The 13,501-nt window shown below is 71.7% G+C and carries 12 protein-coding genes; 10 read left to right on the forward strand and 2 right to left on the reverse strand.

All coding sequences use genetic code 11. The features are described from left to right. Positions 1-28 precede the first annotated feature (28 nt). The 10 genes from F9C41_RS12270 (at position 29) to secG (ending at position 11,490) form a co-directional block, all read left to right on the forward strand. Positions 29-484, forward strand: a complete 456-nt coding sequence (locus F9C41_RS12270) for a Rieske (2Fe-2S) protein (protein ID WP_155386795.1) — start codon at positions 29-31, stop codon at positions 482-484. A gap of 113 nt (positions 485-597) precedes the next feature. Beyond that, a complete protein-coding gene (uvrC, locus tag F9C41_RS12275; protein ID WP_155386796.1) occupies positions 598-2,652 on the forward strand; it encodes an excinuclease ABC subunit UvrC in 2,055 nt (684 codons plus the stop codon). A gap of 231 nt (positions 2,653-2,883) precedes the next feature. Further along, on the forward strand, positions 2,884-3,732 hold the full coding sequence (rapZ, locus tag F9C41_RS12280) for an RNase adapter RapZ (protein WP_120321355.1): 849 nt from the start codon (positions 2,884-2,886) through the stop codon (positions 3,730-3,732). Then, complete coding sequence (locus F9C41_RS12285) at positions 3,729-4,706, forward strand: gluconeogenesis factor YvcK family protein (protein WP_155386797.1); 978 nt, start codon at positions 3,729-3,731, stop codon at positions 4,704-4,706. The genes rapZ and F9C41_RS12285 overlap by 4 nt, the downstream gene beginning before the upstream one ends. Before the next feature lie 69 nt (positions 4,707-4,775). Next, positions 4,776-5,756: a DNA-binding protein WhiA gene (gene whiA / locus F9C41_RS12290; RefSeq protein ID WP_155386798.1), complete on the forward strand. Its 981-nt coding sequence runs from the start codon at positions 4,776-4,778 to the stop codon at positions 5,754-5,756. A gap of 321 nt (positions 5,757-6,077) precedes the next feature. Beyond that, on the forward strand, positions 6,078-7,082 hold the full coding sequence (gap, locus tag F9C41_RS12295; protein ID WP_155386799.1) for a type I glyceraldehyde-3-phosphate dehydrogenase: 1,005 nt from the start codon (positions 6,078-6,080) through the stop codon (positions 7,080-7,082). After that, positions 7,082-8,278 (forward strand): phosphoglycerate kinase, encoded by a 1,197-nt coding sequence (locus F9C41_RS12300; RefSeq protein ID WP_155386800.1) that lies wholly within the window; start codon positions 7,082-7,084, stop codon positions 8,276-8,278. Before gap ends, F9C41_RS12300 begins: the two co-directional genes overlap by 1 nt. Then, entirely contained in the window at positions 8,278-9,057 is a 780-nt protein-coding gene (tpiA, locus tag F9C41_RS12305; RefSeq protein ID WP_155386801.1) for a triose-phosphate isomerase, read from the forward strand. The genes F9C41_RS12300 and tpiA overlap by 1 nt, the downstream gene beginning before the upstream one ends. Before the next feature lie 311 nt (positions 9,058-9,368). Further along, positions 9,369-11,147 carry an ABC transporter substrate-binding protein gene (locus F9C41_RS12310; protein ID WP_196279725.1) on the forward strand — a complete coding sequence of 593 codons (1,779 nt, stop codon included), beginning with the start codon at positions 9,369-9,371 and terminating at the stop codon, positions 11,145-11,147. Positions 11,148-11,223: 76 nt separating this feature from the next. Next, complete coding sequence (gene secG / locus F9C41_RS12315) at positions 11,224-11,490, forward strand: preprotein translocase subunit SecG (protein ID WP_155386803.1); 267 nt, start codon at positions 11,224-11,226, stop codon at positions 11,488-11,490. A 60-nt stretch (positions 11,491-11,550) separates the two neighbouring features. Here the strand turns inward: secG and pgl are convergent, their stop codons facing one another. Both pgl and F9C41_RS12325 read right to left on the reverse strand, forming a co-directional pair. Next, on the reverse strand, positions 11,551-12,306 hold the full coding sequence (gene pgl / locus F9C41_RS12320) for a 6-phosphogluconolactonase (protein ID WP_155386804.1): 756 nt from the start codon (positions 12,304-12,306) through the stop codon (positions 11,551-11,553). A gap of 138 nt (positions 12,307-12,444) precedes the next feature. Beyond that, entirely contained in the window at positions 12,445-13,440 is a 996-nt protein-coding gene (locus F9C41_RS12325; protein ID WP_155386805.1) for a glucose-6-phosphate dehydrogenase assembly protein OpcA, read from the reverse strand. Positions 13,441-13,501: the final 61 nt, after the last annotated feature.

The following is a 13,501-nucleotide window of genomic DNA, read 5'->3' on the forward strand; positions in this document are numbered from 1 at the left end:
GAGAAACTCTCACCTAGGAAGGCCCCCCATGAGTGACGTGACGACGTCCGGCGCGACCTCGCGCCGCGTCCTGCTGGCCTCCGCGGGCGCCGTCGGCGCCGGCGCTCTGCTCGCCGCCTGCGGCTCCGAGGCTCCCGCGACCACGCCGACCGACGGGGCGACGACCCCGGGCGCGACCGGCGAGACGGTCGCCGCGGGCACCGTGCTGGGCAAGGCGGCGGACATCCCGGTCGGCGGTGGGGTGATCTTCAAGGAGCAGGGCGTCGTGGTGACCCAGCCGACCGCGGGGCAGTACGTGGGGTTCAGCAACATCTGCACGCACCAGGCCTGCCCGGTGAGCCAGGTCGAGGCCGGGAAGATCAAGTGCCAGTGCCACTTCAGCGAGTTCTCGATCACCGACGGCTCGGTGCTGAACCCGCCGGCACCGCGCGCGCTGGACAAGAAAGAGATCAAGGTCGAGAACGGCGAGATCAAGCTCGCCTGAGCGCGCGCCGGGCCGGGCTCCCGGGTCCCATGTGGATCCGGGCCCCGGGGCCGCGGGCCGGTGGCCGATCGCGGCCCGGAGTGCTGTCGGACTGATCGTCTAGGCTTGGCGACGTGGCTGATCCGTCCCAGTACCGGCCCGCGCCGGGCACGATTCCCGACGCGCCCGGTGTGTACCGGTTCCGCGACGACCAGGGCCGGATCATCTACGTGGGCAAGGCCAAGAGCCTGCGCAGCCGCCTGAACTCCTACTTCGCCGACCCGTGGACGCTGCACCAGCGCACCCAGCAGATGGTCACCACCGCGGCCGGGGTGGACTGGGTCGTCGTCGGGACCGAGGTCGAGGCGCTGCAGCTGGAGTATTCCTGGATCAAGGAGTACGACCCCCGCTTCAACGTGAAGTACCGCGACGACAAGTCGTACCCGTACCTCGCGGTCACCCTCGACGAGGAGTATCCGCGGCTGCTGGTGATGCGCGGGGCCAAGCGCAAGGGCGTGCGCTACTTCGGGCCCTACTCGCACGCCTGGGCCATCCGGGAGACCCTCGACCTGCTGCTGCGCATCTTCCCGGCGCGCACCTGCTCGGCGGGCGTGTTCAAGCGGGCGGGCCAGATCGGCCGGCCGTGCCTGCTCGGCGACATCGGCAAGTGCTCGGCCCCGTGCGTCGGCCGGGTCAGTGCGGCCGAGCACCGCGGCATCGTCGAGGACTTCTGCGACTTCATGGCCGGGCGCACCGAGAACATGCAGCGCCGCCTGGAGAAGGAGATGCAGGAGGCGTCGGCCGCGATGGAGTACGAGCGCGCCGCGCGGCTGCGCGACGACCTGGTGGCGCTGCGCCGGGCCATGGAGAAGCAGTCGATCGTGCTGTCCGACGGCACCGACGCCGACGTGGTCGCCTTCGCCGACGACCCCCTCGAAGCCGCGGTGCAGGTCTTCCACGTCCGGGACGGGCGGGTGCGCGGCCAGCGCGGCTGGATCGTGGACAAGACCGAGGAGCTGAGCATCGGCGACCTCGTGCACCACTTCTGCACCCAGATCTACGGCGGCGAGACCGGCGAGTCCGAAGTGCCGCGCGAGCTGCTCGTGCCCGAGCTGCCCGCCGACGCCGACGCGCTGACCGAGTGGCTGTCGCAGCACCGGGGCTCGCGGGTGAGCCTGCGGGTGCCGCAGCGCGGCGACAAGAAGACCCTGATGGAGACCGTCGCGCGCAACGCCCTGCAGGCGCTCGCCCAGCACAAGCTGCGCCGGGCCGGTGACCTGACCGCCCGCAGCAAGGCCCTCGAGGAGATCGAGGACGCGCTTGGGCTGGCGGCGGCCCCGCTGCGGATCGAGTGCTTCGACATCTCGCAGATCCAGGGCACCGACGTGGTGTCGAGCATGGTTGTCTTCGAGGACGGCGTGCCGAAGAAGGCCGACTACCGGCGGTTCATCATCAAGGGCGCCACCGACGACGTGTCGGCGATCAGCGAGGTGATGCGGCGGCGGTTCGCCCGCCATCTCGCGGAGGGCCCGGCGGACCCGACCGAGGAGGCCGCCGCTGGTCGGCCCCGGCGGTTCGCGTACCCGCCGCAGCTGGTCGTGGTCGACGGCGGCGCGCCGCAGGTCAACGCCGCGGCCGCGGTGCTCACCGAGCTCGGCGTCACCGACGTGGCGGTGTGCGGGCTGGCCAAGCGGCTGGAGGAGGTCTGGCTGCCCGACGACTCGATGCCGATCATCCTGCCCCGTACCGCCGAGGGTCTGTACCTGCTGCAGCGGGTACGCGACGAGGCGCACCGCTTCGCCATCCGCTTCCACCGCGAGCGGCGCTCCGCCCGGATGACCGCCTCCGACCTCGACAGCGTGCCGGGCCTGGGCGACATCCGGCGCAAGGCGCTGCTGCGCCACTTCGGCTCGCTGAAGCGGCTGTCGGCGGCCAGTGTGGAGGAGATCGCCGAGGTGCCCGGCATCGGCCCGCGCACCGCCGTGGCGGTGCTCACCGCCCTCGGCGTGCCGCCGCAGACGGCGGTGCCGGAGAGCGGGGCGGCGGAGACGGCCCCGTCCGGCACGCCGCCGACCTCGGATCAGCCGCAGCCGGGCGAGCCGTCGGCCGCCCCGGTGACGCAGCCGCAGGCCGCACCTGTCCGGGGTGCGACGCTGGCCACAGCGGAGGAGCCGGGCACGCCTGGCTAGGATGTTTTCTCGTTGCCGGCATCCGGCGGCAACGTGCCCGCCCGCCACCCGAGGTTCGCTGGACCTGGTGGCCGTCGCGGGCGGCCGCTCCGGCAGGCGGCGACGACAGCAGTGGGGGCGCACGTGAGCGTGGACATACCGGCCAGGCGCAGCACGCCGGGCGAACGTGACGAGCAGCAGGGCGAGCCCAGGACGGTCGCGGAGGAGTCCGGCGAGGGTCCGGCCACGAACCTGGTGGTGGTCACCGGCGTGTCCGGCGGCGGCCGCAGCACCGTGGCCCGGGCTCTGGAGAACGTCGGCTACTACGTCGTCGACAACCTGCCCCAGGCGCTGCTGGTGCAACTGGCCGAGCTGGCCGCCAAGGCGGGCGGCGCGGCCCGGCACACCGCGATGGTGCTCGACGTGCGCAGCCGCGTCTTCTCCACCGACCTCGCCGGCGCCATCCGCGACCTGCGCGAGAAGGGCTTCTCGCCGCGCGTGGTCTTCGTCGACGCCGACGACGAGGTGCTGATCCGGCGGTTCGAGAGCGTACGCCGCTCGCACCCGCTGCAGGGCGACGGCCGGCTGTCCGACGGCATCGCCGCCGAGCGCTCGCTGCTGGCCGAGGCCCGCGAGCAGGCCGACGTGCTGATCGACACGTCCCACCTGAACGTGAACCAGCTGCGTGCCCGGGTCGAGGAGCTGTTCGCCAGCCCCGAGGCGCTGCGGCTGCGGGTCACCGTGCTGTCCTTCGGCTTCAAGTACGGGCTGCCCCCGGACGCCGACTTCGTGCTCGACGCCCGCTTCCTGCCCAACCCGTACTGGGTGCCCGAGCTGCGCGAGCACACCGGTCGCGACGAGGGCGTGAGCCGGTACGTGCTGGGCCAGCGCGGGGCGAACACGTTCGTGGAGACGTACGCCCGGCTGGTGACCGCGACCGCGCCCGGCTTCGAGCGCGAGGGCAAGCGCTACCTGACCGTGGCCGTCGGCTGCACCGGCGGCAAGCACCGCAGTGTCGCCATCGCCGAGGAGCTGGCCAAACGCCTGCGTGAGCTGCGCGTGGTCGCCCATGCCCAGCACCGTGACCTGGGACGCGAATGAGGCCGCCGACGAGCATCGGGTACGCGCCGCAGGCAGGCGGCGACCGGATCCGGGTGGTGGCGTTCGGCGGTGGGCACGGGCTGAGCGCGAGTCTGCGCGCGCTGCGCGCGACCGGGCTGCCCCTGGAGATCACCGCAGTGGTCACCGTGGCCGACGACGGGGGCTCCAGCGGGCGCATCCGGGCGGGCCGGGACGTACTCCCTCCGGGTGACCTGCGTCAGGCGCTGGCCGCCCTGGCGGGTGACGACGAGCTGAGCGACCGCACCGCGCGGCTGATGCAGTACCGCTTCTCCGGCGACGACGAGCTGACCGGGCACCCGGTCGGCAACGTGGTGCTGTGCGGCCTGATGGAGCAGCTCGGCGACCCGGTCGCGGCGCTGGACCAGGTCGGCGCGATGCTGCGCGCGGTGGGCCGGGTGCTGCCCATGTCCAACCGCCCGCTGGGCATCGAGGCCGACCTGGACGTCGGCGGCCGCCGGATCACCGTGCGCGGCCAGCACCAGGTCGCGGTCGCCCAGGGACGGGTGCTCCAGGTGCGGCTGGAGCCGCCGGAGCCGGACGCCTGCCCGCAGGCCCTGGCGGCGATCGCCGACGCGGACTGGCTGGTCTTCGGGCCGGGCAGCTGGTACACCAGCGTCATCCCGCATCTGCTGGTGCCACAGTTGGCAGCTGCCGTCACGCGGAGCGCCGCGCGGCGGTTGGTCACCCTGAACCTTGCTGCGGACCGGGAGACGGTCGGCCTGTCGCTGCCCGACCACCTGGACGCACTGGGTCGGTACCTCCCGGACCTCAAGGTCGATATTGTTCTGGTCGACAGGAATGCCGTGGGAGACCCCGAACCGGTCGCGAATGCGGCAGAATCACTCGGTGCTCGCATCGCGATCGCTCCGGTGGCCGTCCAGGACGGCACCGCGCGACACGATCCGGTCCGATTGGGCCGCGCACTGGTGCCACTCTTGGGCACCGCTCGTTAAGCACGTACGACAAAGCGCACGACACAATTAGGCAATCACAGCCGCGACCGGCCCCGAGGTGACGACACGATGGCGATGACCGCTGCGGTCAAAGACGAGCTCAGCCGGGTCGACGTGCCCAAGCCGTGCTGCCGGCGCGCGGAGATGGCGGCCCTGCTGCGCTTCGCGGGCGGGCTGCACATCGTCTCGGGCCGCGTGGTGGTGGAAGCGGAGCTGGACACCGGCGCGGTGGCCCGGCGGCTGCGCTCCACCATCGCCGACCTGTTCGGATACCCGAGCGAGGTACACATCCTCGCGTCGGGCGGGCTGCGCAAGGGCAGCCACTACATCGTGCGCATCGTCAAGGACGGCGAGGCGCTCGCGCGCCAGACCGGCCTGCTGGACGTGCGCGGGCGGCCGGTGCGGGGCCTGCCGCCGAATGTGGTCTCGGCGAGCGTGTGCTGCGCCGTGGCCGCCTGGCGGGGCGCCTTCCTGGCGCACGGCTCGCTGACCGAGCCAGGCCGCTCCTGCGCCCTGGAGATCACCTGCCCGGGCCCGGAGTCGGCGCTGGCGCTGGTCGGCGCGGCCCGCCGGCTCGGCATCACCGCCAAGGCCCGTGAGGTGCGCGGCGTCGACCGGGTCGTGGTCAAGGACGGCGACGCCATCGCCGCCCTGCTCACCCGCATCGGCGCGCACTCCAGCGTGCTGGCCTGGGAGGAGCGGCGGGTGCGCCGCGAGGTCCGCGCCACCGCCAACCGGCTGGCCAACTTCGACGACGCCAACCTGCGCCGCTCGGCGCGGGCGGCGGTCGCCGCGGCGGCCCGGGTCACCCGCGCCCTGGAGATCCTGGCCGACGACGCCCCCGGCCACCTGACCAGCGCCGGCCGCCTGCGGCTGGAGCACCGCCAGGCCTCGCTGGAGGAGCTGGGCGCGCTGGCCGACCCGCCGCTGACCAAGGACGCCATCGCCGGCCGCATAAGGCGTCTGCTCGCCCTGGCCGACAAGCGCGCCCGCGACCTCGGCATCCCCGACACCGAAGCGGCCGTGACCGCCGAGATGCTCACCGTCTGACCCGCTCCACCCGTGATCGCCGCGACCCGTCCGGGACGCGGCGATCACCCTTTCCCGGGCCGTCCGCCCCGAGCTCGTCGCGATCTCGGGCGGGGTCGTTGCCGTTTCGTGTGACAGGGGACACGGGGGTGAAACAAAGACCCCGCCGGGGATGTCCGTCACAGCTCAGCTAGGGTCGGAACCGTACGGCGACGCTGCCGGCAGCTCGGCCGCGACGCCGTCCGCCAGGTGTGCTGGCGGCGTGACCGGGCGAGTGACCTATCGGCCGCCGCACTGGACGTTAAGCCGCCAGTCGGCGCACATGGCGAGGAGATGGGACCTGTGACCATCCGGGTTGGCATCAACGGCTTCGGCCGTATCGGGCGCAACTTCTACCGGGCGCTGCTCGCGTCCGGCGCGGACATCGAACTGGTGGCCGTGAACGACCTGACCGACAACGCGACCCTGGCGCACCTGCTCAAGTACGACACGATCCTGGGCCGCCTGCCCTACGAGGTGAAGGCGACCGAGACCGAGCTCACGGTCAACGGCAAGTCGTTCAAGGCGTTCGCCGAGCGCGACCCGGGCAAGCTGCCCTGGGGCGACCTGGGTGCCGACATCGTGATCGAGTCGACGGGCCTGTTCACCGACGCCGCCAAGGCGAAGGTGCACGCCGACAACGGCGCGAAGAAGGTCATCATCTCGGCTCCGGCCAAGGGTGAGGACATCACGATCGTGCTGGGCGTGAACGGCGACAAGTACGACGCCGCCAAGCACACGATCATCTCGAACGCCTCCTGCACCACGAACTGCCTCGCCCCCATGGCGAAGGTCCTGAACGACACGATCGGGATCGAAAAGGGTCTGATGACCACGATCCACGCGTACACCCAGGACCAGAACCTGCAGGACGGCCCGCACAAGGACCTGCGTCGCGCCCGCGCCGCGGCCCTGAACATCGTGCCGACCTCGACCGGCGCCGCCAAGGCGATCGGCCTGGTGCTCCCGGAGCTCAAGGGCAAGCTGGACGGCTTCGCGCTGCGCGTGCCGATCCCGACCGGCTCGGCCACCGACCTGACCTTCACCGCCGCTCGCGAGACGTCGGTCGAAGAGGTCAACGCCGCGATCAAGGCCGCCGCCGAGGGCCCGCTCAAGGGCATCCTGGTGTACACCGAGGACGAGATCGTCTCCTCGGACATCGTGACCGACCCGGCCTCCTGCATCTTCGACGCCGGCCTGACCAAGGTCATCGGCAACCAGGTGAAGGTCGTCGGCTGGTACGACAACGAGTGGGGCTACTCCAACCGCCTCGTGGACCTCACCAAGCTCGTGGGCGCTTCGCTGTAATGCGATCCCTCGACGAACTGCTCGCCGAGGGTGTCTCGGGTCGGCGCGTGCTCGTGCGCGCCGACCTGAACGTGCCCTTCCTCAAGGACAGCCCCGGGACGATCGCCGACGACGGGCGGATCCGGGCGGTGCTGCCGACCATCACGGCGCTGCGCGACGCGGGCGCCTCGGTGATCGTCATGTCGCACCTGGGCCGTCCGAAGGGCGAGCCCGACCCCAAGTACACGCTCGCGCCCGTCGCGACGCGCTTCGCCGAGCTGCTCGGCTCGCCGGTCACCTTCGCGGGTGACACCGTCGGCCCGTCGGCGCAGGAGGCCGTGGCGGCGCTGACCCCCGGCGGCGTGGTGCTGCTGGAGAACCTGCGCTTCAACGCGGGGGAGACCAGCAAGGACGACGCCGTGCGCGGCGCGTTCGCCGACCAGCTGGCGGCGTTCGGCGACGTGTACGTCGACGACGCCTTCGGCGCGGTGCACCGCAAGCACGCCAGCGTCTACGACGTCGCGTCCCGGCTCCCGCACTACGCGGGCGGCCTGGTGCTGCGCGAGGTCGAGGTGCTCAAGCGGCTCACCGAGGACCCGGCCACGCCGTACGTGGTGATCCTCGGCGGCTCGAAGGTCTCCGACAAGCTCGCCGTGATCGAGGCGCTGCTGGGCAAGGCCGACAAGCTGCTCATCGGCGGCGGCATGTGCTTCACCTTCCTCAAGGCCCAGGGCCACGAGGTCGGCGCGTCGCTGCTGCAGGAGGAGATGCTCGACACCTGCCGCGACCTGCTGGCGCGGTCCGGCGACCGGATCGTGCTGCCGACCGACGTGGTGGTCGCGGACCGCTTCGCCGCGGACGCGCAGACCGACACCGTCGCCGCGACCGCGATCCCGGCGGGCTGGCTCGGCCTGGACATCGGCCCGCAGTCGGTGGCGCTGTTCACCGAGGCGCTGTCCGGCGCGAAGACGGTCTTCTGGAACGGCCCGATGGGCGTGTTCGAGCTGGCCCCGTTCGCGAACGGCACCCGCGGGGTGGCCGAGGCCATCACCAAGGTCGACGGGTTCACCGTGGTCGGCGGCGGCGACTCGGCCGCGGCCGTGCGCGCGCTCGGCCTGGACGAGGCCGCGTTCGGCCACATCTCCACGGGCGGCGGCGCGTCGCTGGAGTACCTGGAGGGCAAGTCCTTGCCCGGTCTCGAAGCCCTGGAGGCGTGATGGCAGAGGTCAGACGCCGGCCCCTGATGGCCGGCAACTGGAAGATGAACCTCAACCACCTCGAGGCCATCGCGCTCGTGCAGAAGCTGGCCTTCAGCCTGAACGAGAAGCAGCTCGAGGCGGTCGAGGTGGCGGTGCTGCCGCCGTTCACCGACATCCGCAGCGTGCAGACGCTGGTGGACGGCGACCGGCTGCTCATCGAGTACGGCGCGCAGGACGTCTCGGCGCACACCTCCGGCGCGTACACCGGGGAGATCTCCGGCGCGATGCTGGCCAAGCTGGGCTGCTCGTTCGTGACGGTCGGCCACTCGGAGCGCCGGCAGTACCACGCCGAGTCCGACGCGCTGGTCAACGCGAAGGTGAAGGCGGCGCTGGCCAACGGCATCACGCCGATCCTGTGCGTGGGCGAGGGCCTCGACATCCGCGAGAAGGGCGAGCACGTCGAGTACACGCTCGCCCAGCTCGACGGCGGCCTGGCCGGGCTGACCCCGGCCGAGGTGGAGAAGGTCGTGGTGGCGTACGAGCCGGTCTGGGCGATCGGCACCGGCAAGACCGCCACGCCCGACGACGCCCAGGAGGTCATCGGGGCGATCCGCGCGCAGCTGGCCAAGACGCAGGGCGAGTCCACCGCGCAGGCGGTGCGGGTGCTCTACGGCGGCTCGGTGAAGGCGGGCAACGTGGCCGCCATCATGGCGCAGCCCGACATCGACGGCGCGCTGGTCGGTGGGGCGAGCCTCGACGCCGACGAGTTCGCCAGGCTCTGCCGCCTCGGCGTCTGAACACGTGCGCCCGCGGTGCGGGCGCGGCATACGAACAGGACCCCGGGCAGGCCGCCCGGGGTCCTGTCGCGTTGCGCCGGCCGGGCTCCGCGCGGTCCGGCCGGGAGCGCCGGGGCGACGCCTTCGGGTGCGCAGGGTGATCATGCGAACGCGCTGCGTCCGACCTGCTGATGCCGCATAACGAATCTCCCCGCCCCACTTCTGGTCGCGCGGTCGGTCCGCCTAGAGTGTGGCGAGCTACCACCCCCGGATCACTCACCCCTGGATTCTTGGCGGACGCGCGAGGGCGCGGGACCGCCGGGAGGACGACCATGCCTGACCTCTCGATGTCGCCGGTCCGCGCGTTCACGCGGGCGAGCCGTGCGCGCCGCCGCCTTGCCGCGGCAGCTGCCGTGGTGACCCTGCTCGGCGTCGCCTCCGCCTGTGACTCAGCCGCCGACGCGAACGACACGATCACGCAAGGCGGCACGCTGCGTGTCGTGCTGCCGGCCCTGCCGGACCACCTGGACCCGCAGAAGATCGCGGCGGCGATGGACGCGAACATCAGCCGCCTGGTCTCCCGCACGCTGACCACGTACAAGGCAGAGTCGGGCACGGCCAGCAGCGAGCTGGTCCCCGACCTCGCCACCGACCTGGGCCGCCCGAGTGAGAAGAACACGGTCTGGGAGTTCAAGCTGCGCGAGGGGGTGAAGTGGGAGGACGGCTCCCCCATCGTCTGCTCGCAGCTGAAATACGGCGTGGAGCGCAACTTCGCCAAGGTCTTCGACTCGGGCCTGCCCTATGCCGAGCTGATGCTGGCCGACAACGCGACCCCGTACGAGGGCCCGTACAGCGGCAAGGAACTGGACTCGGTCACCTGCGAGGACACCCAGACCATCAAGTTCCGGCTCAAGCAGCCGGCGGGCGACTTCAACTACACGGTCGCTCTGTCGATCTTCTCGCCGACCAAGCAGGGTGCCGACGGCGACAAGGACGCCTACGACATCCGCCCGCTGTCCAGCGGCCCCTACCGGGTCGAGCCGCGGCCGAAGGACGCGACCGGCTTCACGCTGGTGCGCAACGAGCACTGGTCGCCGACGCTGGACTCGGTCCGCAAGGCGCACCCCGACAAGATCGTGTTCGTGGTCGACGCCAACGACCCGGCCGTGACCAATGCGCTGATCCAGGACCAGGGCGCGGACCGCAACACGATCATGATGCAGGCCAACGTGGCGCCGAACTTCCTGCAGCAGGTGATCAACGACCCGAAGCTGTCGCAGCGCGTGGCCAGTGGCCCGTCCGGCGCGGTCCGGTACTTCGCGATCAACACTGAGATGATCAAGAGTCTCGACTGCCGTAAGGCCCTGTCGTTCGCGTTCAACAAGCGCAAGTACCGCCAGGCGATGGGCGGCTCGGTGATCGGCGAGCTGGCGACGTCGATGATCCCGCCGAACCTGGCGGCGCACGCCAAGTTCGACATCTACCGCACGCTCAGCGACAGCGACGGCGACGAGGACGAGGCCCTCAAGCTGATCGACAAGGCGAAGAACGAGGGCAAGCCCTGCCCGGACAAGCTCAAGGTGGCGCTGCCCGACAACGACACCATCGCCCGGTACGTCAAGACGATGGTCGACGCCTACGTCCGCATCGGCATCAAGGTCGAGCTGAACCGGCTGCCGGCCAAGTCGTACTTCGGCCTGATCGCCGACATCGCGCACGGCAACCACCTGGTCTACGCCGGCTGGATCGCGGACTGGGCGAACGGCTCCGCGGTCATCCCGCCGCTGTTCGACGGCGCCCTGGTCAAGCCGAGCGGTGAGCAGAGCGGCTCGAACTACTCGTTCCTCAACGACCCGGAGATCAACAAGGCGATCGCCGACGCGATGGCCGAGGACGACCTCAACCGGCAGTACAAGCTGTGGGGCGAGATCGACAACCGGCTCTCGGACATGGCAGTGACCATCCCCGTGCTCTACCCGAACTCGATCCGGATGTACGGTTCCAACGTCGCCGGGGCGTTCATCCACTCGCAGTTCGGCGCGCCGGACCTGGCTTCGCTGGGTCTGAAGGACCCCTCGATCCCGGTGGATGTGACCTCCTCGGGGTCCTAGCCGGTACGATGGACCGCTATTGTTGACCGACACCCAAGGCCGCGCGAGCGGCCACCGAGCCTAAGGACACCTGCTCATGCCGATCGGCTTCGCCTACACGTTGATCGTGTTGCTGATCATCACCAGCGCCCTGCTGACGATGCTGGTCCTGCTGCACCGGGGCAAGGGCGGCGGTCTGTCCAGCATGTTCGGCGGCGGTGTGTCGTCGAGTCTGGCCGGGTCGTCGGTGGCGGAGAAGAACCTCGACCGCTACACCGTCCTGGTGGGTATCGTCTGGTTTGCCTGCATTGTCGGCCTCGGCCTCTGGCTGAAGCTGGAGATGGCCGCCGGCACCGTCGGCTGACAGCAAGCACGCGAAAGGGCGGCTGACCATCGGTCAGCCGCCCTTCGGCATCTTCGGGAGCTAGCGCAACGAGCTCTGCGGCACCTGGGCCGCCGCGGCCCGGTCGAGCAGCCAGACGGTACGCGAGACGCCGTGCACCGCGGCCGCGGGCAGCTCCGCCGACCCCGACAGGGCCGCCCCGACCGCCTCGGCCTTGTCCGGCCCGGCGGCGATCAGCCACACCTCCGCCGCCGTGTTGATCGCGGGAAGGGTGAGCGTGGTGCGCACCGGCGGCGGCTTCGGGCTGTTGCGCACCGCGCTGACCGGCCGGGTCTCGGCCGCCACCGGGTGCCCCGGGAACACCGACGCCACGTGGCCGTCCTCTCCGACACCGAGCAGCAGCACGTCGAAGCGCGGCAGCCCGGCCGAGTCCGGCGCGGTGCCCGCCAGTTCCACGGCGTAACGCGCGGCCGCCAGTTCGGGATCAGAGCCGTCGGGACCGTCGGAGGGTGGCATCGGGTGCACCCGCGCCGGGTCGAGCGGCAGCGCGTCCAGCAGGGCCGCGCGCGCCTGCGTCTCGTTGCGGTCCGGGTCCCCGGCCGGCAGGAAACGCTCGTCGCCCCACCACAGGTCCACCCGTGACCAGTCGACGGCGTCCCGGGCCGGATCGGCCAGCACCGCCCGGTAAACGGCGGCCGCGACCCGGCCGCCGGTGAGCACGATGTCGGCCGAACCCCGCGCGGCCTGGGCGTCCACCAGCCGCACGAGCAGCCGCGCCGCCACCGCCTCGGCGAGCTCCTGCGCATCCGCATGCACGACCACAGACCGCTCGCTCATGCCTTCGCCTCGCTGCGCTCGTCGGCAGCATGATTCCGGGTGCACATGATTCGCTCGCTGCGCTCGCTCATGCTTTCTCCTCGCTGCCCTCGTCGGCAGCATGATTCCGGGTGCACATGATTCGCTCGCTGCGCTCGCTCATGCGGCCACCGGCTCCCAGGCCGGGTCCTGCCAGATGTGGGTACGGGTCGACGTGCGGTCGCCGAGGTTCGCGATGCCCGTGGCGGCCGCGAGCGCCGCCGCGTACGGCTGGTCGGCGTCGAGGCGCTGCAGCTCCTCCGCCAGCACCTCGCCGAGCCGCCGTTCCACCAGCGGCATCACCTGGTCCAGCGAGCCGCTCTTGCGCAGCAGGGCCATCCCGTCGCCGGTGGCGTGCAGGCTCAGCGAGCCGCCGTCGGCCAGCGCGAAGTCGACCCCGTGCAGTGGCCCGGTGACCTCGGCCAGCTGCACCGGGACGCCCATCCGCGCCATGATCCAGCCGCGCAGCAGCGCACCCAGCGGGTCGTTCGCGGCGGCGTGCACCGTCGCGGACAGCGCGCCCGCCGACGCGGTGTCGAAGGCGCCCGCGATGAGCGCGCGCCAGCCGGTCAGCCGGGTCCAGGACAGGTCGGTGTCGCCGGGGGCGTAGTCCACCGCCCGCTGGTGCAGCGCCGCGGCGGGGTCGGGGCACTGGGCGATGTCAGTGACCCGGCGCTCCGCGACGACGCCCAGCGGGTCGTACGCGATGTGCTCGGGCGGGCAGCCGTGCCACCAGGTGACCACCGGGACGTCCGGGGCCAGCAGCGGCATGACCACCGACTCGCTGTGCAGGGCGAGCCGGCCGTGCATGCGCATGATGACGGCCTCGCACGGGCCGAGCCGCCCGCCGACGACGATCTCGGCGTCGAGCCGGTTCTTGGCGTTCGCGGTCGCCGCGTCGACGCCCGCGACCGGGCCGCGGCTGACCACGAGCAGGCGGCAGGGGTGCGATGCGGCGGCGATGGTGGCCGCGTCCTCGACCTGGCGCACCCGGCCCTCGTCCACGATCACGACCAGGTTGAGGGCGAGGCCGCTGGCGACGCCGCCCGCGTTGCGCCGCTCGGAGGCGAGCTTGCGCACCACCTCGCTACCGGTGGTGTCCCACAGGGCTAGCATTCCGTCCCACTTCCACGCTTGATCGAAAGACCACTCATGAGGCTGCCACGATTCGCTCGCG

It is taken from the genome of Catellatospora paridis, assembly GCF_009720365.1.
Classification (GTDB): Bacteria; Actinomycetota; Actinomycetes; order Mycobacteriales; family Micromonosporaceae; genus Catellatospora; species Catellatospora paridis.

What these genes read in the sequence shown, in the direction of transcription:
- F9C41_RS12270 (WP_155386795.1), top strand. Translation starts at nt 29, where the DNA reads ATGAGTGACGTGACGACGTCCGGCGCGACCTCGCGCCGCGTCCTGCTG.
- F9C41_RS12285 (WP_155386797.1), top strand. Translation starts at nt 3,729, where the DNA reads ATGAGGCCGCCGACGAGCATCGGGTACGCGCCGCAGGCAGGCGGCGAC.
- whiA (WP_155386798.1), top strand. Translation starts at nt 4,776, where the DNA reads ATGGCGATGACCGCTGCGGTCAAAGACGAGCTCAGCCGGGTCGACGTG.
- F9C41_RS12300 (WP_155386800.1), top strand. Translation starts at nt 7,082, where the DNA reads ATGCGATCCCTCGACGAACTGCTCGCCGAGGGTGTCTCGGGTCGGCGC.
- tpiA (WP_155386801.1), top strand. Translation starts at nt 8,278, where the DNA reads ATGGCAGAGGTCAGACGCCGGCCCCTGATGGCCGGCAACTGGAAGATG.
- F9C41_RS12310 (WP_196279725.1), top strand. Translation starts at nt 9,369, where the DNA reads ATGCCTGACCTCTCGATGTCGCCGGTCCGCGCGTTCACGCGGGCGAGC.
- secG (WP_155386803.1), top strand. Translation starts at nt 11,224, where the DNA reads ATGCCGATCGGCTTCGCCTACACGTTGATCGTGTTGCTGATCATCACC.
- pgl (WP_155386804.1), bottom strand. Translation starts at nt 12,306, where the DNA reads ATGAGCGAGCGGTCTGTGGTCGTGCATGCGGATGCGCAGGAGCTCGCC.
- F9C41_RS12325 (WP_155386805.1), bottom strand. Translation starts at nt 13,440, where the DNA reads ATGCTAGCCCTGTGGGACACCACCGGTAGCGAGGTGGTGCGCAAGCTC.